General features: G+C 44.4%; 26 protein-coding genes. 7 read left to right on the forward strand and 19 right to left on the reverse strand.

Annotated elements, in window-relative coordinates; genetic code table 11:
* Window positions 1-2 precede the first annotated feature (2 nt).
* Window positions 3-644, forward strand: coding sequence for a DUF1801 domain-containing protein (locus CGZ90_RS16620; RefSeq protein WP_094253646.1), 642 nt, complete (start codon window positions 3-5; stop codon window positions 642-644).
* Window positions 645-674: 30 nt separating this feature from the next.
* Here the strand turns inward: CGZ90_RS16620 and CGZ90_RS16625 are convergent, their stop codons facing one another.
* The 8 genes from CGZ90_RS16625 to CGZ90_RS16660 all read right to left on the reverse strand — a co-directional run bounded on the left by CGZ90_RS16625 (window position 675) and on the right by CGZ90_RS16660 (window position 5,483).
* A complete protein-coding gene (locus CGZ90_RS16625) occupies window positions 675-1,100 on the reverse strand; it encodes a DUF1801 domain-containing protein (protein WP_094253647.1) in 426 nt (141 codons plus the stop codon).
* An 11-nt stretch (window positions 1,101-1,111) separates the two neighbouring features.
* Complete coding sequence (locus tag CGZ90_RS16630; protein ID WP_094253648.1) at window positions 1,112-1,423, reverse strand: hypothetical protein; 312 nt, start codon at window positions 1,421-1,423, stop codon at window positions 1,112-1,114.
* A 13-nt stretch (window positions 1,424-1,436) separates the two neighbouring features.
* Window positions 1,437-1,949, reverse strand: coding sequence for a hypothetical protein (locus CGZ90_RS16635; RefSeq protein ID WP_094253649.1), 513 nt, complete (start codon window positions 1,947-1,949; stop codon window positions 1,437-1,439).
* Between the two features lie 109 nt (window positions 1,950-2,058).
* The gene (locus CGZ90_RS16640; RefSeq protein WP_094253650.1) at window positions 2,059-2,454 is read right to left on the reverse strand and encodes a DUF350 domain-containing protein; all 396 of its coding nucleotides are present in this window, start codon (window positions 2,452-2,454) and stop codon (window positions 2,059-2,061) included.
* Between the two features lie 26 nt (window positions 2,455-2,480).
* Complete coding sequence (locus CGZ90_RS16645) at window positions 2,481-2,798, reverse strand: hypothetical protein (RefSeq protein ID WP_094253651.1); 318 nt, start codon at window positions 2,796-2,798, stop codon at window positions 2,481-2,483.
* Between the two features lie 180 nt (window positions 2,799-2,978).
* Window positions 2,979-4,439 (reverse strand): DUF4153 domain-containing protein, encoded by a 1,461-nt coding sequence (locus CGZ90_RS16650; protein WP_094253652.1) that lies wholly within the window; start codon window positions 4,437-4,439, stop codon window positions 2,979-2,981.
* 68 nt (window positions 4,440-4,507) lie between these two features.
* Window positions 4,508-5,155 (reverse strand): HAAS signaling domain-containing protein, encoded by a 648-nt coding sequence (locus CGZ90_RS16655; protein WP_094253653.1) that lies wholly within the window; start codon window positions 5,153-5,155, stop codon window positions 4,508-4,510.
* Window positions 5,142-5,483: a PadR family transcriptional regulator gene (locus CGZ90_RS16660; protein WP_094253654.1), complete on the reverse strand. Its 342-nt coding sequence runs from the start codon at window positions 5,481-5,483 to the stop codon at window positions 5,142-5,144. The genes CGZ90_RS16655 and CGZ90_RS16660 overlap by 14 nt, the downstream gene beginning before the upstream one ends.
* Before the next feature lie 130 nt (window positions 5,484-5,613).
* Between CGZ90_RS16660 and CGZ90_RS16665 the strand changes: the two genes are divergently transcribed.
* The 3 genes from CGZ90_RS16665 to CGZ90_RS20515 are packed head-to-tail and all read left to right on the forward strand — an operon-like array spanning window position 5,614 to window position 6,878.
* On the forward strand, window positions 5,614-5,994 hold the full coding sequence (locus CGZ90_RS16665; protein WP_094253655.1) for a hypothetical protein: 381 nt from the start codon (window positions 5,614-5,616) through the stop codon (window positions 5,992-5,994).
* Window positions 5,995-6,015: 21 nt separating this feature from the next.
* Entirely contained in the window at window positions 6,016-6,606 is a 591-nt protein-coding gene (locus CGZ90_RS16670; RefSeq protein WP_094253656.1) for a GNAT family N-acetyltransferase, read from the forward strand.
* Window positions 6,607-6,611: 5 nt separating this feature from the next.
* Complete coding sequence (locus CGZ90_RS20515; RefSeq protein ID WP_133063607.1) at window positions 6,612-6,878, forward strand: hypothetical protein; 267 nt, start codon at window positions 6,612-6,614, stop codon at window positions 6,876-6,878.
* Between the two features lie 34 nt (window positions 6,879-6,912).
* Here the strand turns inward: CGZ90_RS20515 and CGZ90_RS16675 are convergent, their stop codons facing one another.
* From CGZ90_RS16675 to CGZ90_RS16685, 3 genes are read right to left on the reverse strand one after another with little or no spacing between them, the layout of a single operon-like run.
* On the reverse strand, window positions 6,913-7,605 hold the full coding sequence (locus tag CGZ90_RS16675; RefSeq protein ID WP_165766893.1) for an alpha/beta hydrolase family protein: 693 nt from the start codon (window positions 7,603-7,605) through the stop codon (window positions 6,913-6,915).
* A 15-nt stretch (window positions 7,606-7,620) separates the two neighbouring features.
* Window positions 7,621-8,475 carry a 1,4-dihydroxy-6-naphtoate synthase gene (locus CGZ90_RS16680; protein WP_094253658.1) on the reverse strand — a complete coding sequence of 285 codons (855 nt, stop codon included), beginning with the start codon at window positions 8,473-8,475 and terminating at the stop codon, window positions 7,621-7,623.
* The gene (locus CGZ90_RS16685) at window positions 8,476-9,135 is read right to left on the reverse strand and encodes a futalosine hydrolase (RefSeq protein WP_094253659.1); all 660 of its coding nucleotides are present in this window, start codon (window positions 9,133-9,135) and stop codon (window positions 8,476-8,478) included.
* A 97-nt stretch (window positions 9,136-9,232) separates the two neighbouring features.
* On the opposite strand from CGZ90_RS16685, the gene CGZ90_RS16690 reads away from it, so the two are divergent.
* Window positions 9,233-9,538 carry a hypothetical protein gene (locus CGZ90_RS16690; RefSeq protein WP_094253660.1) on the forward strand — a complete coding sequence of 102 codons (306 nt, stop codon included), beginning with the start codon at window positions 9,233-9,235 and terminating at the stop codon, window positions 9,536-9,538.
* A 34-nt stretch (window positions 9,539-9,572) separates the two neighbouring features.
* Window positions 9,573-10,334: a class I SAM-dependent methyltransferase gene (locus tag CGZ90_RS16695; protein ID WP_094253661.1), complete on the forward strand. Its 762-nt coding sequence runs from the start codon at window positions 9,573-9,575 to the stop codon at window positions 10,332-10,334.
* 37 nt (window positions 10,335-10,371) lie between these two features.
* Here the strand turns inward: CGZ90_RS16695 and CGZ90_RS16700 are convergent, their stop codons facing one another.
* A complete protein-coding gene (locus CGZ90_RS16700) occupies window positions 10,372-11,568 on the reverse strand; it encodes a class I SAM-dependent rRNA methyltransferase (protein ID WP_094253662.1) in 1,197 nt (398 codons plus the stop codon).
* 78 nt (window positions 11,569-11,646) lie between these two features.
* Window positions 11,647-13,779, reverse strand: coding sequence for a DNA helicase RecQ (recQ, locus tag CGZ90_RS16705; protein WP_094253663.1), 2,133 nt, complete (start codon window positions 13,777-13,779; stop codon window positions 11,647-11,649).
* Window positions 13,780-13,976: 197 nt separating this feature from the next.
* On the opposite strand from recQ, the gene CGZ90_RS16710 reads away from it, so the two are divergent.
* The gene (locus CGZ90_RS16710; protein ID WP_094253664.1) at window positions 13,977-14,594 is read left to right on the forward strand and encodes an acetate uptake transporter; all 618 of its coding nucleotides are present in this window, start codon (window positions 13,977-13,979) and stop codon (window positions 14,592-14,594) included.
* Between the two features lie 284 nt (window positions 14,595-14,878).
* Here the strand turns inward: CGZ90_RS16710 and CGZ90_RS16715 are convergent, their stop codons facing one another.
* The 6 genes from CGZ90_RS16715 to CGZ90_RS16740 all read right to left on the reverse strand — a co-directional run bounded on the left by CGZ90_RS16715 (window position 14,879) and on the right by CGZ90_RS16740 (window position 18,638).
* Complete coding sequence (locus CGZ90_RS16715; RefSeq protein ID WP_094253665.1) at window positions 14,879-15,319, reverse strand: hypothetical protein; 441 nt, start codon at window positions 15,317-15,319, stop codon at window positions 14,879-14,881.
* A gap of 14 nt (window positions 15,320-15,333) precedes the next feature.
* Window positions 15,334-15,771: a LytTR family DNA-binding domain-containing protein gene (locus CGZ90_RS16720; RefSeq protein ID WP_094253666.1), complete on the reverse strand. Its 438-nt coding sequence runs from the start codon at window positions 15,769-15,771 to the stop codon at window positions 15,334-15,336.
* A 251-nt stretch (window positions 15,772-16,022) separates the two neighbouring features.
* Window positions 16,023-16,484 carry an SRPBCC family protein gene (locus CGZ90_RS16725; protein ID WP_094253667.1) on the reverse strand — a complete coding sequence of 154 codons (462 nt, stop codon included), beginning with the start codon at window positions 16,482-16,484 and terminating at the stop codon, window positions 16,023-16,025.
* Window positions 16,485-16,486: 2 nt separating this feature from the next.
* A complete protein-coding gene (locus tag CGZ90_RS16730; protein WP_094253668.1) occupies window positions 16,487-16,828 on the reverse strand; it encodes a MerR family DNA-binding transcriptional regulator in 342 nt (113 codons plus the stop codon).
* Between the two features lie 199 nt (window positions 16,829-17,027).
* Window positions 17,028-17,828: an ABC transporter permease subunit gene (locus CGZ90_RS16735; RefSeq protein WP_240515463.1), complete on the reverse strand. Its 801-nt coding sequence runs from the start codon at window positions 17,826-17,828 to the stop codon at window positions 17,028-17,030.
* A 12-nt stretch (window positions 17,829-17,840) separates the two neighbouring features.
* Entirely contained in the window at window positions 17,841-18,638 is a 798-nt protein-coding gene (locus CGZ90_RS16740; protein ID WP_094253669.1) for an ABC transporter permease subunit, read from the reverse strand.
* Between the last annotated feature and the right edge of the window lie 4 nt (window positions 18,639-18,642).

Below are 18,642 nucleotides of genomic sequence, written 5' to 3' on the forward strand. Positions count from 1 at the left end.
AGATGAATCCTAAGGTTGATGAATTTTTAGCAAAAGCTGAAAAATGGAAGGCAGAGTTTGAGAAGCTGAGAAATATCGTTCTTGACTGTGAGCTGACCGAAGATTTTAAGTGGATGCATCCTTGCTATACATATAATAAAAAAAACGTCGTCTTAATACATGGATTTAAAGAATATTGTGCTCTTCTTTTTCACAAGGGCGCCTTGTTAAAGGATGAACAGGGGATTCTCATCCAGCAAACTGAGAATGTACAGGCTGCACGCCAGATTCGGTTCACCAATCTTCAAGAAATCGTTGAAATGGAAGATATACTGATAACTTATATTAATGAAGCCATTGAGGTTGAAAAAGCCGGTTTAAAGGTGGCTGTTCAAAAGAATAATGCAGAACTCACCATTCCGGAAGAGCTTCAAAATAAGTTCGGTGATACACCTGCGTTGAAAACAGCTTTTGAAGCGTTGACACCCGGTCGTCAAAAAGCTTACGCCCGCTTTTTTTCAGAACCAAAGCAATCCAAAACCCGAGTAACAAGGATTGAAAAGTACACGGCGCAAATTCTCGATGGTAAAGGTCTAAACGACTGCACCTGCGGCCTTTCTCAAAGAATGCCAAACTGTGACGGATCGCACAAAGCCATTACATAAAAAAATGGCCAGATCAAATTGATCTGGCCGTTAATTCCCCGGATAAGTCGCTTTCAAAAATGCAATTGATTGCGTGATCAGTGCCTTTAACACTTCCACATCAATATCCGCCATTTTATTAACATACACACAAGCCTTCCCTGACGTGTGTTTGCCGAACTTGTTTAACAGTTCCTCTCGATTAGGGTCACCAGGTGCAAAATATATACTGATCTTCGCTTTTCGCGGGGAGAAGCCCACTAATGGCGCATCACCTTCATGGCCGGAATCGTACTTGTAGTGATAAGAACCGAATCCGATGATGCTTGGCCCCCACATTTTCGCCTCATAGCCAGTCGTCTCAGTAAAAATGTCCAGCAGCTTGTACGCATCTTCCTTCTTCTTTTCGCTTTCCACCTGTTCAATAAACTCGATTACACTTTGATCCGTCTCTTTTGTTTTCAGTTCGTATGCCACTTAGAACACTCCTAACTTTTTGGAAGGACTCCGTTTGTCATCTTTTTTAATAAAAAAGGTAAAATATAACCGCAAAACATCAGTGTAAAACAAATTGTTACAAATTGAACCGTTACTTCTAGGAATCTATTAGAAACAAAACCTGAAATCCAATTTCCTCCGTAGTAAATTGAAACAAACGCCAGCATGATAGCAGCCAGATAAGAAACACCCGTGCCTAAAAGCTGAAGTATTGTCAGTTCCTTCAACAGATTTCTGTTTTTTACTATATTGTAAACGACAACGATAATGAACAGAGTTAAGAACACTAAATCCTTAGTCACAGAAAAGCACTCCTTATTTCGCCTTTTCTTCAGCATCCCTAAAGGCTTTAGGTGTACCTAAAAAGGCCAGCATTGTACTTATTTCTTTTCCGTCTTGATCTTTGCAGCTCTCCAAAAACACGCTTCCGCCTCGGATACTCATATACCCGCACGTAAACTCACCTTTAGGAGTACCTTTATAGCCTTCATACTCATTTTTAAATGTGAAAACTTTCCCATCATAATTCAATGTATTCTGTGCTAGCTCCTGCTTTTGGCTGTTAAAAATTGAGATGGTTACAGGGTCAGCCTTTTCACCTGCGTCGCTCTTCTTTTCCAGCTGGATGAGTTTATCGAGGTTGTGAAGCTGCACTTTTCCTTGATGAACCAGATCTTCAAACGTGTCTCCAAGATGCACGGCCACGACATGACCATCCTTAATCGCCTTCGTTTCAACAGCCTTCTCGCTTCCTTTGCCAGTGTCATCGGAACAGGCTGCACCCATCAAAACAAAAGCTAGAATGCCTATCTTTAGAATTTTCTTCAAAGCCTTTCCCCCTCACTTAATCTTTTTTCCATATTTTACATATAAAACCCTTTTATTCTATAAAATAAAAAAACTCACAGACTTAGCGTCTATGAGTCAATTTCTATCATTAATACGTCAAACACTGCGCAATTACCCAACCCACTGAAAGGCTGAGAAGGAGCAGGATTACGCCGACTGCGACGTTGTTTTCTTCTACCGCTTTGGAAATCTTGATGCGAAGAATAAGTACCTCTGCTATGTAAAACGCGATAACCTGTGCCACGATTCCGATCGCGCCCCAGATGAGCATGTCAACGATGTTCACTGAGTTTGCGATAGACGAGCCGATTACGAAAGCGAGACCGAAAAGACGTCCGCCGATAGAGAGTGCCGCAGCTGTGTTTCCCTTGCTGATGAGCTTTAATTCTTTTACTTTTGTTGTCATCTCGAACATGACAAATCCAACCATCAAAAGGCCGAGGCCTGTTGCAGCATACAATAAGAAATTAAGTACGAGTTCCATTATTCATCCACACCCTTTTTATAAAATTATCCGCCAAAACCGCCGCTGCTGCTGCCAAAGCCTTTTCCGCCTTTGAAGCTTGAACTGCTTTTGTATTTCTTGTATTTCGAGCTTTTGTGAAGGCTGTTCGTGTCTCTGTAATACGTCCCGTTGTAAAAGTAGTAGCCAAAATAGCGGGAATTTGTATCATCACACTCATAAACCCCTTCACTGTCATCCCAATCCCAGTCACTGCACTCACTGTCCGTCGGCTCTGGCGGCAGCTCTTCGTCTGAGCATGCCGTAAGTCCGGCAACGAGCGAGATGGAAGAAAGACCAGCTAAAAGCTTTTTCGTCTTGTTCATGTTTTCACCCCTCGATACCTAATTATATAGAAAAAAGCGAAGCAAAAAACCATTTTTTCCAAATTCCGTCTTAATTTAAATATACGATGTCAGCACAAAGGATAATACGAGAGAAGGACCTAAAAGATTCAGCATAAAAAAAAACGGCCGCCAAAATGATGGCGGCCCTCTTTCTTTCTCTTAATACAGACTCAGATTCTCCAGCCGTTCACTGACTTTGCGTTCGAGCAGGTTGAACGACTGCCACGACTCTTGCTTCTTCATCATGATTTTCTGATCAAGCAAAATCTGTTTTACCTTTTGATTGGAAGGTTCTTTTTCATACAAGTCCATCAAACCATCCAATCCAGCATAGGAAAGGGATGTAAGGTGATTAAGATCAATCTTGCCTGTTTCCTCATACCTTTGCATGTTCTGATTCACGATAAACTGATCGACGTTCACCATGTTAAGCGCAGTGTAGTAAACGAGCGCTGAGATGACATAAAACCGCACGAGTGACAGCCTTTCCACCCACACTTTTATCAGGGTGAAAATAAAGATTACTGCGAGCAGCAGCATAAAGGAATGCGGAAGCACGCGGTCAAATGTAAACCCGTACGCGCTCTCATAAAGAGACAACCGGACAAAAGCTGATACGAGCATAATTCCGCTGACGATAATGAGCAATGTGAGAAGCAGCTTTACCGCTGCCTTCAAAGCTCGGTTTATAAGATGAGTGAACGTGATAACACCATTCAGAAGAGACAGGTTGATAAGCGTTACCGCCAGCAGCTCGAAGAATCCCCGTCGTGCATACTCGGCAAACGTGTAGCTCTCCTGCAATGTTCCGCTGAAAAAGTATTGAAACTGCAGCGAAGCAAAGAGTACGTACACCGCGTTCACCATTAATAAAAGGGTGCAGACAATGATAGGATCCCAGCTGAATGCGCCCGGACGAAATTTCCCTTCCACAACGATGTCTCTGTGGGTTTTCAATACTTGAAGATACCCAAACAGTACAGCTGAGATGATTAAGACTGCTAATGTACGGAAGATTCCTTCAAAAGGGTTAACCTGAATAAGCAGATCTGGAAGGTTTCCGACTAGCATTTTAAATTTTTCGTCTGCTGAAGAGAGAAGGAGGATGACCACAAACAGCAGCGGTACAGACAGCAGCAAACCAATCGTAACTTTAATAAGCGCTTGTGTTGTTTTATTGCTTGTTTTGGGCTTTAATTTGCTTTTCAAGGATTTTAATACCGTCAGCACGTATGGAAACGTACTGAAGAATCTGGTCAATGTGTAAAAGATAAACGAAAATTTGTGCCATGGTATTAATTGATTGCCGGTAATCAAACTCATATGGAAAATAACAAGTACCGGTATGACGAGCTGGTTAAAGCCGTAAAAGAACATATTGGAGTAAAGGAAAAAGGTCGATGACAGCAGCCATATCGATAGAAGAACGAAAAAGCCGAACCGCCTATTCGTGAAATCAAATCCTTTAAAGCGCCAGAAAAACGTCCAATATAGCGCGGTTACAAATACAAAATAGGAAATACCGATCTTACTGTGAAAAAAAGACTGCTCTGCAAGAACTCCAAGCAATGTGCATAAAATCATAAATACGATATCTGTTCTTTTCCATGATGCATTCATTTTACTCTCTCCTTTTTATATCGTTATTCTATATACATAGTAATTCTATATAGTTATGCAAAAAAAATTTAGACTGACTTCTTCTTTCCCCACTTGTAGCCGGCATAGCATACGGGATACATCAAGAAAAACGCACCGACGCATAGCGTGATAAACGTCTCAGTAAGCAGAGGATCAAACCATTCATGCGGAACGACGCGGAACAGCACAAGCAACATGAGCCCGAAATTCGGAATAACCGAGATGGCGAACGTCTTTTTCATGAGGGATCTTCCTCTAGCACCGAAGCTCTTGCCAATCTCGTAGCCGAGCAGCGCCCAGAAGCCAAGGTAGATGGCCATAATCAGCAGCGGTATAGATGTCAGTGCAGCCCACGTGTGCCGTACCCATGCATATTGGCTTTGAAAGTGCACGAATGTCAGAATGCTTCCTCCCACAAAGAAGGCAGCGTTCAGCAGCAGAAAAAGATAAAACGTCTTACTTGGCGTTACTGACAGTTCCTCTTGCCAAAGCATCGCCACTTCTTTCGGATGGCCGATACGCTCAGCGAAAATCCGCTCCCATTCGTCCGTGGTTTTTATCTCTTCTATCTTTTCCTGGACGAGTTCGCTTAAATGGGAATCGTAATCCTGCAGAATATCGCGTTTTTGCGGATGTTTCTTTAGTTCTTTTTCGAGCTTCTGTAAATATGAAGCCTTCACATTAAGATGGATCATGCTCCGGACTCCCCATCACTTTGTTGATGACCTGGACGAACTGCTGCCATTCTTCTGTTTTCTCTTTCAGCATCTGCACGCCTTCATCCGTAATTCGGTAATACTTGCGCGCAGGGCCTTTCTCCTGCTCCTGCCAATAGCACTCGATGTACTCCTGCTTTTCCAGCTTGTGAAGCGCCGGATAAAGCGTGCCTTCTTTCACCTGCAAGTGCTGGTCACTCCGCTTTTCAAGCTCCTTCACCAGCTCATAGCCGTACATATCCCGCTCCGCCAGCAGCTGCAGCACAACAAGTGACGTGCTTCCTTTCAACAATTCACGATTAAACAATGTAAACTTCACCTACCTAGAATTAAAAGGTACCTGTTATCAATGTATCACGGTTGGTAAATTTTATGCAAGTTTTTTTGACAGCTGTATAGAAATAAATGGTAAAATTTGTTTAGGAGGCGAACTCTGAATGATTGCTCTTATATTCGCTATCGTTTGTTCCATCATACTTTTTAACCCTCATATTAAATGGTGGATAAAGACTGGTGCAGGCGTGTATTACGCAGTTTTAACGTATTTCTTTAACACCGGCAGACAGGAAATTGAAGATAAATATCATTATAAAGGACCAATCGAGGTTTATTGGGATAAAAATTCCGATTACGTTGACGCCTATTACGGATTTTTCACCATTCCGTTTATGGTGCTGCTTATTTATTCGTATTACTTGTGGCTGAAACATTGTAAAACGAAAACGCAAAAATTTTGGATCGTTCTCAGCATCATTCCTGTTGGGCTGCTGTTTCTATGGCTGTCGATTCTGTTGGGGATGTTGGGTTATCGTCCATAAAAACTAAAGGCAGGCTATGTGATGAATATCCAAATGTTGTTTGCGGAGTTTCCAGTATTGTCTTCTGAGTACCTAGAACTTAAAAGAATTGAAGCCGGCGATTTGGATGATGTTTTTGCCATCTACAGCAACGAACGAGTTTTTGCGTATTGCGGCATACTTCCTAAATCCAACAAAGCTGTTGTACAGAACATGATCGGCTATTTTGACCGTGATTTTCATAAGCAGACGAGGATTAAGTGGGGCATTTTTGTTGAGGGCCGCCTTGCCGGTATTATTGAAGCGTTTGATTTCAGCAAAAAGGTAGAGATGGTGACGATCGGTTATTTTCTTGCCGAGTCTTATTGGGGAAAAGGGATCGCAACGGAAGCTGTTCGACTGCTTGTGGAATTTTTGTTCGAAAAAGGTGAGTTTAACAGAATTCAGGCAGAAGTGATGCCTGAGAACACTGCATCCAAGCATGTTCTAGTGAAAAACGGATTCATCTGTGAAGGCACGCTTCGCCAGGCGACACTCTGGGTCGGCAAAGGAATTGTAGATTTAGAGATTTACTCGATGCTGAAGAGCGAGTTTTCGGAATTGAAAACAACTAAAAAAGTATACGTGAGGTAAGTGCTGTGAAGAAATATGGTCTAGCTTCAATTATTTTTTTCTTAATCTCCGCTTTGTTTTATGCTGCTGTGATGTTCGGCAACTTAGACGATTTATTTCCTGGTTCAGTTACGATTGCTGTGGCTGTCATATTGCCTGTTGCCGGATTGATTACATCCATTTTAAGCAGCAAAGGCGCAATGAGAACGATAGGTTTGGTCGGCAACCTAGTTGTTCTGTTTTTCTCTGTCATTATACCCGCTGCATCTTTGCTATTTTGGAATCAGCCTTAAAAGGGTAGCCCTCATGCGGGCTGCCCTTTCTTGCTTAAAAATTCGTTTTAAACCAATCTAAAATATCTTTTGCCATATCCTCTGAAATAGAATGATTAATTCCTTCATATTTCAAAAACAGAACGCTGTCTTTTCTAGGGGAATGCGAGTAAAAATCTTCTTGACCGGCAATGGGAACAACCCCATCTTCAAGTCCATGAAGAAACAGCACCGGTGCCACTTCATCTCTGCTGCAATATTTCGGGTCATAGCTTTTAAATAGCGCAAGCTCGTCATCACTTAATGGATGACGGCCGTCTCTATCTCTAAAGATCGTTTCAGAAGTTACGAAAGAACTTGAGCCGTTAACATTCACGATGCCAGCAAAGCCGCTTTGTTTGAAAAAGATACCGCTCGCAATAAAGCCGCCCATTGAACTGCCATACAGGATGGTATCCTCTTTTGATAGATTCAATACCGAAAGCAGCTCATTCATTTCATCGATGCTTTCAAAAATCGTTTTCCAAAAGTACGTTTGCATGATTGCTTTTTCAAAGTGATCGTCCAGCGGGCTTCTCGTATCATGATAAATAATTTCCGGTAAAATCACATCAAAACCAGCCTGTGCTAACCTTTCTGCCAGAAGCATTTGAGTTTCTATTGTCGAACCCCATCCATGATACATGAGAACCGTTTTGTTTTTAGTTTCTCCAATGGCATGAAGGCGCTTATGTGGGAAAGCTGTCATATTCTTCATCTTTTTTTACCTTGTTTTTAATAGTTTTGTATAATCCTTTTCCGGAACAATACCTTCCTCTGCGGCACGGTTCAGCAAAGACGTGATCGCTTCGAACCCTTTTTCTCCAAGATCACGGGTAAATTCGTTCACATACAAGTCAATATGAGACTGGGCCACTTCCTCGGACAGCTCGTCCGCGTGCTGCATCACGTAATCACGGGATGCTCCAGGGTTCGCCCACGCGTATTCAACGGATTGGCGGATCCAGCCTGTTACAGCATCAAGATCGAGCGTCTTTTTAGCGATAATTGCACCAAGCGGAATCGGCAGTCCCGTATCGCTCTCCCACCATTCGCCCATATCAGCGAGCATAGTCAGCCCGAAGTTTTGGTACGTGAAGCGCGCTTCATGAATGACGAGTCCTGCATCGATCCGGCCATCCTTCACTGCAGGCATGATCTCATTAAACGGCATAACGACAATCTCGCCTACTCCGCCTGGTACGTTCTGTGCCGCCCATAACCGGAATAAAAGATAGGCTGTCGAGCGTTCGCTCGGTACAGCGACCTTTGCACCTGACAGTGTCGCTGGATCCGCCTTTTCTGGATCATTCACCAAAACGAGCGGACCGCAGCCGCGCCCGAGAGCTCCGCCGCACAGGATGAGCGCATAGTCGTCCCGCACATACGGCAATGCGGCATATGAAATTTTAAGGATATCAAGCTCGTCCGCTTCAGCAGCAAGCTCGTTCGTGATATTGATATCTGCATACGTGACGTCAAATTCAGGCGCTCCAGAAACAAGCCCATGTGTGAGCGCGTGAAAGACAAACGTGTCGTTCGGACATGGTGAAAAGGCGATGCTTAGCTTTTTGTTCATTTAAAAAACCTCCGTTATGACTTTGCTTGCTGATTCGAGTGCGGCCAGCGCATCTTTAATGCGCCATGCCGATCTGACGCGTGGTCCGATGGCGTTTGAGATTGCCCGAAGCTCAAGCACAGGCACGTTATAGCTGCGTGCCGCAGACGCGACGCCGTATCCTTCCATCGCTTCCGCCACTGCATCAGGCTCTCGCGCCTGAAGATCCGCCGTCGTTTCAGCCGTTCCGGTAACTGTGGATAATGTGAGTACCGTACCCCGGTTAGTTATTATTCCTGTTGCTTCGAGCGCAGAGGTCAAAGCGCCCGCAAGGTGTTCTTCCACTGCTATTCTTGTGGATGATCCGAATCCGAGGTCATCCAGCGGAATGAATCCGTCCGGTGACTCTGCACCTAAATCCGCTGAAACGATTTCTGAGGCCACAACGACCGAACCAACATCTGCTTTATCCGTGAACCCTCCTGCAATACCGGCGCATATTACGAGGCTGTACTCTTCCTTTTGCAGCGCTTTAGTCGTTTCAATAGCTGCTGAGACCGGTCCGACACCGGCCAGCACGACGTCCACTCTTTTATTAAAATCAATACCGCGCAAAACCGCATCCCGTTCCGCTTCCACAGAGGTCATCACGAGAATGCGTCCCTCACTGCTCTCCATCATTTTTCTCCCCACACTTCCCTGTCATTCTAGTACTAGCATACCTAATGAGCCGTTTGTCTGTAAAATATTGCGGGTAGCAGTATATGAGGTGAAATGAATGAAAAAACCATTCAAAGAATACATGATCGTTTGGATTGTCATTTGCCTGATAACTTGGCCGTTTTTTCCGATGAAAGAATGGGGAGTTATCAGTATCTTATTACTGTGTTTTGTCGTGGTTATGTTTCTTCTTTATACCGCCATCCGCAAGGCTTGGATTGCGTACATTCTGTCTTTTATCGCCGCATTGATAACCGTGTATTTTATTAATCTGCTGACAAACGGCAACGTACCGTACCCCATCGTTATTATTTTGGGTTTATTTCACGGGATCCGCTTCTTTGTGACAGGACGTTTTAAATAAATGCAGAATTCTTTAGCTGAAGGGGGCTTTATTAATGAAGGACGATAAGTTATTTACAGCTTATATAAAAAGTGCAGAGCACCACTTTAGCGGGTGGGATTTTTCTTATATTACAGATACGGGGCGCATGCAGTCTGAGCTGCTGCCTTGGTCATATGGGAGTATGGCGGCTACCCTTGTTCAAAATTGCGATGCTTTTCTCGATATGGGAACCGGCGGAGGCGAGTTTTTATCAAAATTGCGGCCTTTTCCTGAAGTTGCATGGGCGACAGAAGCCTATCCTCCAAACGTACCAATCGCGGCTAAACGGCTTGAACCGCTTGGAGTCAAAGTAGCACAGGTTGAGGACGATACCACTCTCCCATTTGACGATAACCAGTTTGATGTCATCATTAACCGGCACGAATCTTACTCTCCAAAAGAAGTGCGGCGAATTATTAAGGACGGCAGTATCTTTTTAACGCAACAGGTAGGCGGGACTGACTGCATTCAGATCAATGAGGCGCTCGGCGTTCCGGCAAATGATGAGTTTGCGCACTGGAATTTGCACTTTGCAGCAGAAGAGCTGCTCCAGAACGGATTTAAGATTACATACAGCAATGAATCGTATCCTGCTCAGCGTTTTTACGATATCGGAGCACTAATCTATTATTTAAAAGCGATCCCATGGCAGCTGGAAGATTTCAGCGTTGAAAAAAGCTTGGAGAAGCTATATGAAATCCATACGCAGATTCAGTCTAATGGGTATTTCGATGTCCGGCAGGATCGGTTTGTGATTAAAGCAGAGGCCATATAAAAAAAACGGCAGGTGTCAGGCACCTGCCGTTTTATCATTATCCCTTTTGTATAAAAACCACTTTCAAATAGTTACCTTCTTTAAACTCACGGTGGTATTTGAAATCAGTTGGGAGTTTGAACTCTTCTAAAATTTTATATTTACCGCCTGTTTGCTTGAAGGCTTTGTCGATAAAATCTTTAAACTTTGTCATGCCGAATGTGGCGCAGTTGGAAGATGCCACGATCACACCGTTTTTCTCTGTGATGGCAATCGCCTGTTCAAGCAGTCCAGTGTAGTCTTTTTCTGCTGAAAATGTGTGTTTCTTGGAACGCGCAAAGCTTGGAGGATCAAGGATGACCATATCAAACGAAAGCTGCTTGCGGACTGCGTACTTAAAGTAGTTGAACACATCCTCAACAATAATGTCGTGCTCGCTGTAGTCAATGCCGTTCACACTGAACTGCTCCTGCGTTTTTACGCGGCTACGGTTAGCGAGGTCAACACTCGTCGTTTTTACCGCACCGCCGAGTGCAGCAGCTACAGAAAACGCACCCGTATACGAAAACGTGTTGAGCACAGTCTTGCCTTTCGCATATTTATCGCGGATGGTCTTGCGCACGTCACGCTGATCCAGGAACACGCCAACCATCGCGCCGTCGTTCAAATATACTGCGAAGTGAATGCCATTTTCCCTTACGAGCAGCGGTTCAGGCGCTTTTTCGCCTTCCACAAAATCATCGCCCTCGATATACGTCCCTTTTCCGGCAAAACGCTTTTTCTCATAAATCCCTTTTACTTTTTCAACATTATTTTTCAGCGCCGTAATGATGTCATTCTTGAACGCGTAAACACCCTCGCTGTACCACGTGATCACATAATAATTGTTATAATGATCAATCGTCACACCGCCGATTCCGTCTCCCTCACCGTTAAATACGCGGAAAGCCGTCGTTTCATAATCTTTGAAAAGCGCTTCTCGGTGGGCAACCGCCGTTTTCATCTTTTGATTGAAGAAGCTATCATCAATCACTTCCTGCGGGTCACGCGTCAATATCCAGCCGCGCCCCTTATTTTGCTTGCCGTAGTAGCCTTTGCCAAGAAACGTGTTTTTCTCGTCAAAAAGCTCGACAATCGTCCCCTCTTCTTTTATTTCATGCAGATTAAGGACGGCATCCTCCGAAATAAGCGGATACCCTGCTTTCAAGCTCTTCACATAAGCTTGCTTTACTTTTAAACGCGCTGTCTTTTTCATAATTGCCTCTATTCTTCTCATTTGTATTTTAATAATAAAAGCCTTTCCACGACCGGAAAGGCATATGCGTAAATCTCATCAAACTCGGCTTTTATCTTTTTGGGCCAAGAAAACTTTAATCATAAAATAACTCACTTCATCCGGTACAAGCTCCTTGATTGGCTTCAGCTTGTCCCCGCCAGCCTCCTGGACAGCTCGCTCGAGATCCCTGATGTACTCTTCAGGAATCACGTCCTCCATGTCGATGTCCCTCCCGTCCTGCATGCACTGGATCAGATGATTCTCGACCGTCGTTATTGTAAGTTTCCTATTTTCAGCGATTTCTTCAAGGTCCATTTCGTCCTTATACAGCTTGTAAGTCTCGAGGTGAGAGTTGGCTGTCGGCTTTTTCGGCGTGCGCACTGGCGCTGTTTCTGTGCTCACTTCTGCTTTGTAATCAGGATTCTCGATCAAAAAGTCCTCGATCGCAGACATGAACTTTTCGCCGTACCGATCGAGCTTGTTCTGTCCGACTCCAGTTACAGTCAGGAACTGCTCACTGCTGCGCGGCTGCTTGGCGCACATGTCTTTTAACGCGGTATCAGCAAAAATAACGAATGGCGGCACGCCTTCCTGCTCAGCAATTTGCTTCCGCACAAGACGAAGCTCTTCAAACAGCGGATCATCCACAGAAACCTGCTTCGTTCTGACAGCTTCTTTGCGATAGACTGTTTCTTTTCCAACCAGCACCTCTCGCCCTTTTTCTTTAACATAAAGTGTCGGGAACGTACCGTGATCGACCGCGATCAGTTCCTGCGAGATAAGGAACTCAATCAGATCGGTCACATCCTTCGCACTCTGATCCTTCAGCATGCCGTATGTAGGCAGGCGTTCAAATCCAAGCTCGAATACTTTTTTATTACGCGATGCAGTCAGCACCTGTGCAATGATTGTCTTCCCGAAGCGCTTCTGACCCATGCGGACGATACACGACAGTACGATCTGCGCCTCGCGCGTCACGTCCATCGTTTCACGGGAATCCGTACAGTTGCCGCAGCGCCCGCACGGCGGCGATTCTGCCTCACTGAAATAATGAACAATCTTGCTCTGCAGACAGCTTTCCGTATGGCAATAATCAACCATCTGCTGCAGCTTCTCGAGCTCAGAGGACATGCGGTGCTGCTCGCTCGACTGGTCGATCAGGAAACGCTGCACCTGCACGTCCTGAGACGAGTATAGCAGGATACATTCACTCGGCAGTCCGTCACGCCCGGCACGCCCCGCTTCCTGATAATAGCTCTCCATATTTTTCGTCAGCTGATAATGGATAACATAGCGGATGTTCGATTTATCGATTCCCATTCCGAATGCAGATGTCGCAACCATGACCGCCGTCCGGTCCTGAAGAAACTCCTCTTGCTGCTCCATCCGCTCCACATCGCTCATACCCGCATGATACCGTGACACGGCAATCCCGCTTTTTTGCAGGTGTTCGTACAGCTGATCAACGTTTTTTCGCGTTGCCGCATAAATAATTCCTGCTTCTTTTTCGTTCTTTTTCAAAAAATCCTTTAAATAACGGAGCCTGTCCTGCCCGCGGATAACGGAGAATGACAAGTTTTCGCGCTCAAATCCTGTAAGGACTGTGTTGTTTTCGTCGATATTCAGCGACTCGCAAATGTCATAACGTACGCGCGGTGTTGCCGTTGCCGTCAGGGCAATCACGATCGGCTTTTGCGGCAGCACCTGCACCATCCGCTGGATGCGCTGGTAGCTCGGCCGGAAATCGTGGCCCCATTGCGAGATACAGTGCGCTTCATCTACCGCAAGAAGCGGAATGTCCAGTTCTTTTAAATGTTCCATAAAATCGTATGATTCAAGCCGCTCAGGTGCGATGTACAGCAGCTTGTACTCGCCTTGCTTTGCTTTTTGTATCCGTTCACGCGATTCTGCGGCCGTAATCGAAGAGTTGATGTATGCCGCGGGGATGCCGACCTGAAGCAGCGCATCCACCTGATCCTTCATAAGAGAGATGAGCGGCGAAATGACGATTGTCGTTCCTTCAAAAACGAGTGCAGGAATCTGATAGCAGATCGATTTCCCTCCGCCCGTCGGCATGACGGTAAGCGTGTCATTGCCTGAAAGCACCGACTGAATCGCCTGTTCCTGCCCGTTCCGGAACGCCGAATAGCCATAATACTGCTGCAGCAGCTTTCTAGCCTGTTCTAGCATGGTTGGAGATTCCTCCTTTTAAAAATTAAGAGAGGACTGGCGCGCCAGTCCTTTTCCGAATTGTATAAGTTATCTTCTTATTATAAAGGCTAGAAGCTGTTTCGGCAAAAGCTCATTTTGCTGGAAAACAACCCCTTATTGACACCGTTTCTTTTCTTCTGTACTGTAGGAAAGTATGTTTTTAATAGGAGGAAACAATGGATAATCAGAATTCTACACAAATTAAAATTACAACAGCCGATCCATCCGCCCTTGGCCTATTCGGTCTCGCAATGGTTACGCTTGTCGCATCTTCACAAAAACTCGGCCTCACAGACGGCACAGCCTTCATCCTGCCGTGGGCCTTTTTCTTAGGCGGAATCGCTCAGCTTTTCGCAGCTGTTCAAGACGCTAAGCACAACAATATCTTTGGAACAACCGCATTTGGCGCGTTCGGCCTCTTCTGGTTCGGCGTCGGCATGTCATGGCTCATCCAATTAGGTGCATTCGGTGAAGCACTCGCAGGAGACGTGGATTCACATCAGCTAGGTGTCGCATTTGTCGGCTACCTGATCTTCAGCCTCTTCATGACCGTTGGTGCGATGGAAACACATAAAGTATTGTTCAGCATTTTCGTCTGCATCGATTTTCTCTTTATCGGTCTTTCGTTAAGTTCGTTTGATGTGATGCACGAGCAGACACACATGCTCGCAGCTGTTGCCGAGCTTATGATCTCACTGCTGTCCTTCTACGGTTCAGCTGCGATCGTCCTCAACACCCACTTCGGCCGTGTTTTGCTGCCGATTGGGAAGCCTTTTGGGGTTTTTAAGAAGTAAGCTTGGGACTCATATGGGGTACGGTACCCCAAATGGACACTTTCAAGCAATTTTCCACCTGAAACGGACAAATTCTTATAGAAAAGGGATATCCAGCTTAGCTGGTTATCCCTTTTCTGGTTTATGGAAGTTTTTTTAGGCGTTATGTGCCATATTTTTAGCTTATGTGCCGTTTTAGAATTTTTTTGTCCCACTTTTTCAAGATTTGTGCCATTTTACAAATTTCGACAAACTCAAAACAAAAAAAAGAGCAGGCGCACTGGCACCCGCATACAAACTCACAGCTAATTCTGCTTCTGCTCCCTATAATGCAGCATCTTTTTATTAAACTTCATCCCTAACACTCTGAAATATATCGCAAAGCCGAAAATGCCGCCTGCATAAATCATGTGAAACAAGATCAGCATTTTATAAAATTGATCTGTACCTAATTCAAACCAGTGAAACAACTGCGACATGCCAAGCAGCACAGTTCCTAATACTAAATATTGTACAAAAACCTTGCCGGCAGCGTTCATTTTAAACGCGCTGTCCTCGCTCCATAATACATAGTTCATAATGGTTACGAAGATGCTTAAAAAGAAAATCTGCACGATCATTTCAAAAGAAATCGCTCTTGCTCCTAGCATAAAGCCAAACACGACATAAATGATGATGCCGGCTGAGAAAAACAGTCCTGCCATCGTCTTAAACACTAGAGTGGACTCCATTAGTTTGTTCCACATGCCTCTCAATCCTCCTAAAAACCTAATTTGTTTTTCACATCAGAAACATACTGCCTTGAGACCATCATCTGTTCACCGTTTTCGAGCGTTACCTCAAGCCTGCCGCCAATCCGCGGCAAAATCGTGCTGATTTTATCCAAGTTAATAATGGTAGCTTTAGTAGCCCGGAAAAATGGACCCTTGCCAAACATCGTTTCAATCTGATAAAGCCGAAGAGGTATTTCATATACTTCTTTCCTTGTATAAGCGAAGTTCTTCTTATCTACTGATTCAAAATAATAGATATCCTCTGCCGGAAGCACATGTACTTTCCCATCCAATGTGCCTAACACTTTTCGTTCTATTGACCGCAATGACGACAGCACTTTCATTACGTCATCACTCATCACTTTGCATTTCACAATAATTTCAAGCTCATTTTGTTCGTCGTCTTCTAAAATCGTAATCTTCATTCAGCACCTCCAATCAAAGCGGCCGCTTCTCTTTGAATTTAGTATATGACAGGGCAATGAGGCCGTAAATCACCTCACAACCGACCTGCACAAAACAGCTCCTAAGCTGCAAAATGATGGTGGTAGATTTTCCCGGCATGGGGTACGGTACCCGAAATGGACATTCTCCTCCAATATTACACACGGAAAGGACAGACAAAATGAAAACAAGCAGATTCCTGCACGAGGATCTGCCTGTTATTCACCTTCAATCACGTTCGAATATTTTGTTTTAAAGCTTCCCTCTCCACCGTATCCATAAAATCCTGAACGACTTTGTTATTGCTCTTTTCACCGAGCTTCATCAGCACTCGGCCGAGAAAGTTAATCCCTTTGTTCTGCCCTTCATACAAGAAGCGCGTTCTGCCCTCATCCAATTTAGTCAATGTAAATGAAAACTCAATCTCAAACGCTTTTCCCAAAACAAAGCTCCATTTTTGATGCTTTCTCGTTTCCGTTTCTTCAAATTCTAAGACGGTCACAACATAAGTCTCAACCCTCTTGCCCTCTTTATAGCTTTGCTTATAATTAGATCCCACCATGCCAGGTTTCTTTTCCAGCAGCACATGCTCCACCACATTTGGCATGATTCGCTGAATCTGATCATCATTAAATAGCTCCCACACTTCTTCGATATTTACCGCTATCTCTCTTTCACTCCGCCAAGTAATCATGTCTAATCCCCCTCATTTCCTATTCTTAAAAATTCATCTATGTCATCGACCTTGCTGCTTAATTCCTGTATTTCCTCTTCAATCTTTCTTTTCTTCTCACGCAAAATGTTCTCAAGGTTAGCGAAAGATTCGTCTTCAATAACGGACTTCATTTCCTGAATCGTAAAGTCAAACCGCCGCAGCTGTACAAGCAGCATCGCTACTATATAAGAGCCGTTATCATAGTATCGGTAGTTGTTGTCGGGATTAATATAGACCGGCTCGAGAAGCTTGATATCGCTGTAATAGCGCAGCGCCTCTTTACTTAAACCTGTCATTTTTGAAAACTCGCCGACTTTATACATTTCTCTTCTCCTCCGTTACAGCTTTATCATAAACCGTGTGGTGCACCACAGAGTCAATATGTATCTATTATGTACTTAAGTAAAAACACCTGCTCCGAAAAGCAGGTGTTCACGTAAGGGAAGGGGTACGGTACCACATAGAAATATTCCGCTCACAGCAAGTCCTTATTCTAATGAGTACCGTACCCCCAATCGGTTTTTAAACATTCAAATCCCGCTTCTGGTAAACGGTAAATGCAACAATCAGCAGAACACCTGATAACACAACGGAAAGTGCAATGAACATCCAGTCTCCTCCAATGTCAAACAATACCTCTTTTGCCTCAAAATATTTGAAAGGTGTGGCAAACCTCAGCACCTCAAGATTCTCGCTCAATTCAATTACGATCGACAGCAGATATGTTATGAGTATCACTCCGGCTGACAGTGATACTGCCTGTTTCGGCTTCTTGCTCACAGCTGCAATCGCCGCACCAGCACTTAAGAATAGAACTTGCACCAAATACAGTAGCATCATTAAGATTGCGAGCCTTCCCGCGTCCTCATTTCCTCCGCCATAATGCTGAACCATCAAGACAGAAACAACAAGCACTGTACTGTTAAAAATAACAATCATAAACAACGCCGCGGCAAGCTTTGATTTTAAAACCTGCATCCTCGAAACTGGCTTTGACATCAAAAATTCTGCTGTTTTATCTCGCTCTTCTTTTGCAATAACATTTGCGCCAAGCAGACCCGCATGAATGGCTGCCATCAGCAAAACATACGCGAATACGACGACATAATAGCCGAGAACCGTCGAAAGATCGACTGACCCGATGCCAAAAAGGGCTTGCAATGATTTTGGCATGGCCGCCATCATATCGTTCATCGACTGACCCGAATCTTGTATGCTGCCGTATTTGCTCATCCCGCCAGCAACCATCGCCAATATCCCGGCCATCCAGAAAATAAGCGAACGGCGCGAAGCCTTCAATTCCCGCAATATCATGTTCATCATCGTCACCCTCTCTTATATCGAGTGAATATCTTTTTTCGAAAACAGCCAGAAACTTGCCGAAAGCATCATCACTACCAGTACCAGCCCAAGTACGAGAAACCGTGCTTCATATGCCGAATGCTCCGCAATATAGGCGTAATCAAAATACTTAAATGGTGTTACGTAGCGTATCCCTTCCTCACCAACAATTGAGCCAAAAACCGATAAGACGAAAAACACCATGATCGTGCTAAGCGACAGCGTGAGTACCGAACGAATCCGCTTTAGAACAACAGCCAGGAAAATTCCCAATGCTGCAAACACGAGCTGAATGATGAAATTTGAAGCTGAGATTAGCAGAAAGACGGTTACATCCACTCCTTCTACTGCCACGAAATTCGCCATAAACGAGGCGGCTGCAACAAACACGATGTTTGTAATAACAAGCGAAACAAGAACAGCACGCCATTTAGCAGCAAGAATCTCAAGACGTGTCACAGGCTTTGTGAGAAGAAACTCAGCTGTCTTCCCGCTTGTTTCCTTCGCCACAATGCCTGCTCCAAGGTTCATAGCCTGAATAGCACCGCATAGCATCACATACAAAAACATATATGAATAGAATCCTAGGAATGATGTGATCGTATTAATCTGCAGACCAACAGCCTTAAGCACGCCTTCTGGATAGCCTTCAATCAGCCTTTTAAATTCATCTGCATCTCTTGAAATAGAAGGAAATATAGACAAAAACAGAACCGTAATCCCCACGAGTGCCAAACTCCAGATTAAAATGGACTTCCGTGCCGACTTCAGCTCATGAATAAACATATTCATCGCT

The sequence above is a fragment of the Fictibacillus aquaticus genome, assembly GCF_002245695.1.
Lineage (GTDB): Bacteria > Bacillota > Bacilli > Bacillales > Fictibacillaceae > Fictibacillus > Fictibacillus aquaticus.

Excerpts from the sequence above, each read along its gene's own strand:
- recQ (WP_094253663.1), bottom strand. The coding sequence starts at position 13,779 with ATGCTAGAACAGGCTAGAAAGCTGCTGCAGCAGTATTATGGCTATTCG.
- CGZ90_RS16650 (WP_094253652.1), bottom strand. The coding sequence starts at position 4,439 with ATGAATGCATCATGGAAAAGAACAGATATCGTATTTATGATTTTATGC.
- CGZ90_RS16700 (WP_094253662.1), bottom strand. The coding sequence starts at position 11,568 with ATGAAAAAGACAGCGCGTTTAAAAGTAAAGCAAGCTTATGTGAAGAGC.
- CGZ90_RS16645 (WP_094253651.1), bottom strand. The coding sequence starts at position 2,798 with ATGAACAAGACGAAAAAGCTTTTAGCTGGTCTTTCTTCCATCTCGCTC.
- CGZ90_RS16640 (WP_094253650.1), bottom strand. The coding sequence starts at position 2,454 with ATGGAACTCGTACTTAATTTCTTATTGTATGCTGCAACAGGCCTCGGC.
- CGZ90_RS16680 (WP_094253658.1), bottom strand. The coding sequence starts at position 8,475 with ATGAACAAAAAGCTAAGCATCGCCTTTTCACCATGTCCGAACGACACG.
- CGZ90_RS16675 (WP_165766893.1), bottom strand. The coding sequence starts at position 7,605 with ATGACAGCTTTCCCACATAAGCGCCTTCATGCCATTGGAGAAACTAAA.
- CGZ90_RS16715 (WP_094253665.1), bottom strand. The coding sequence starts at position 15,319 with ATGTGGAACAAACTAATGGAGTCCACTCTAGTGTTTAAGACGATGGCA.
- CGZ90_RS16685 (WP_094253659.1), bottom strand. The coding sequence starts at position 9,135 with ATGATGGAGAGCAGTGAGGGACGCATTCTCGTGATGACCTCTGTGGAA.
- CGZ90_RS16720 (WP_094253666.1), bottom strand. The coding sequence starts at position 15,771 with ATGAAGATTACGATTTTAGAAGACGACGAACAAAATGAGCTTGAAATT.
- CGZ90_RS16665 (WP_094253655.1), top strand. The coding sequence starts at position 5,614 with ATGATTGCTCTTATATTCGCTATCGTTTGTTCCATCATACTTTTTAAC.
- CGZ90_RS16725 (WP_094253667.1), bottom strand. The coding sequence starts at position 16,484 with ATGATTACTTGGCGGAGTGAAAGAGAGATAGCGGTAAATATCGAAGAA.
- CGZ90_RS16740 (WP_094253669.1), bottom strand. The coding sequence starts at position 18,638 with ATGAATATGTTTATTCATGAGCTGAAGTCGGCACGGAAGTCCATTTTA.
- CGZ90_RS16710 (WP_094253664.1), top strand. The coding sequence starts at position 13,977 with ATGGATAATCAGAATTCTACACAAATTAAAATTACAACAGCCGATCCA.
- CGZ90_RS16670 (WP_094253656.1), top strand. The coding sequence starts at position 6,016 with ATGAATATCCAAATGTTGTTTGCGGAGTTTCCAGTATTGTCTTCTGAG.
- CGZ90_RS16690 (WP_094253660.1), top strand. The coding sequence starts at position 9,233 with ATGAAAAAACCATTCAAAGAATACATGATCGTTTGGATTGTCATTTGC.
- CGZ90_RS16735 (WP_240515463.1), bottom strand. The coding sequence starts at position 17,828 with ATGATGAACATGATATTGCGGGAATTGAAGGCTTCGCGCCGTTCGCTT.
- CGZ90_RS16620 (WP_094253646.1), top strand. The coding sequence starts at position 3 with ATGAATCCTAAGGTTGATGAATTTTTAGCAAAAGCTGAAAAATGGAAG.
- CGZ90_RS16730 (WP_094253668.1), bottom strand. The coding sequence starts at position 16,828 with ATGTATAAAGTCGGCGAGTTTTCAAAAATGACAGGTTTAAGTAAAGAG.
- CGZ90_RS16695 (WP_094253661.1), top strand. The coding sequence starts at position 9,573 with ATGAAGGACGATAAGTTATTTACAGCTTATATAAAAAGTGCAGAGCAC.
- CGZ90_RS16655 (WP_094253653.1), bottom strand. The coding sequence starts at position 5,155 with ATGATCCATCTTAATGTGAAGGCTTCATATTTACAGAAGCTCGAAAAA.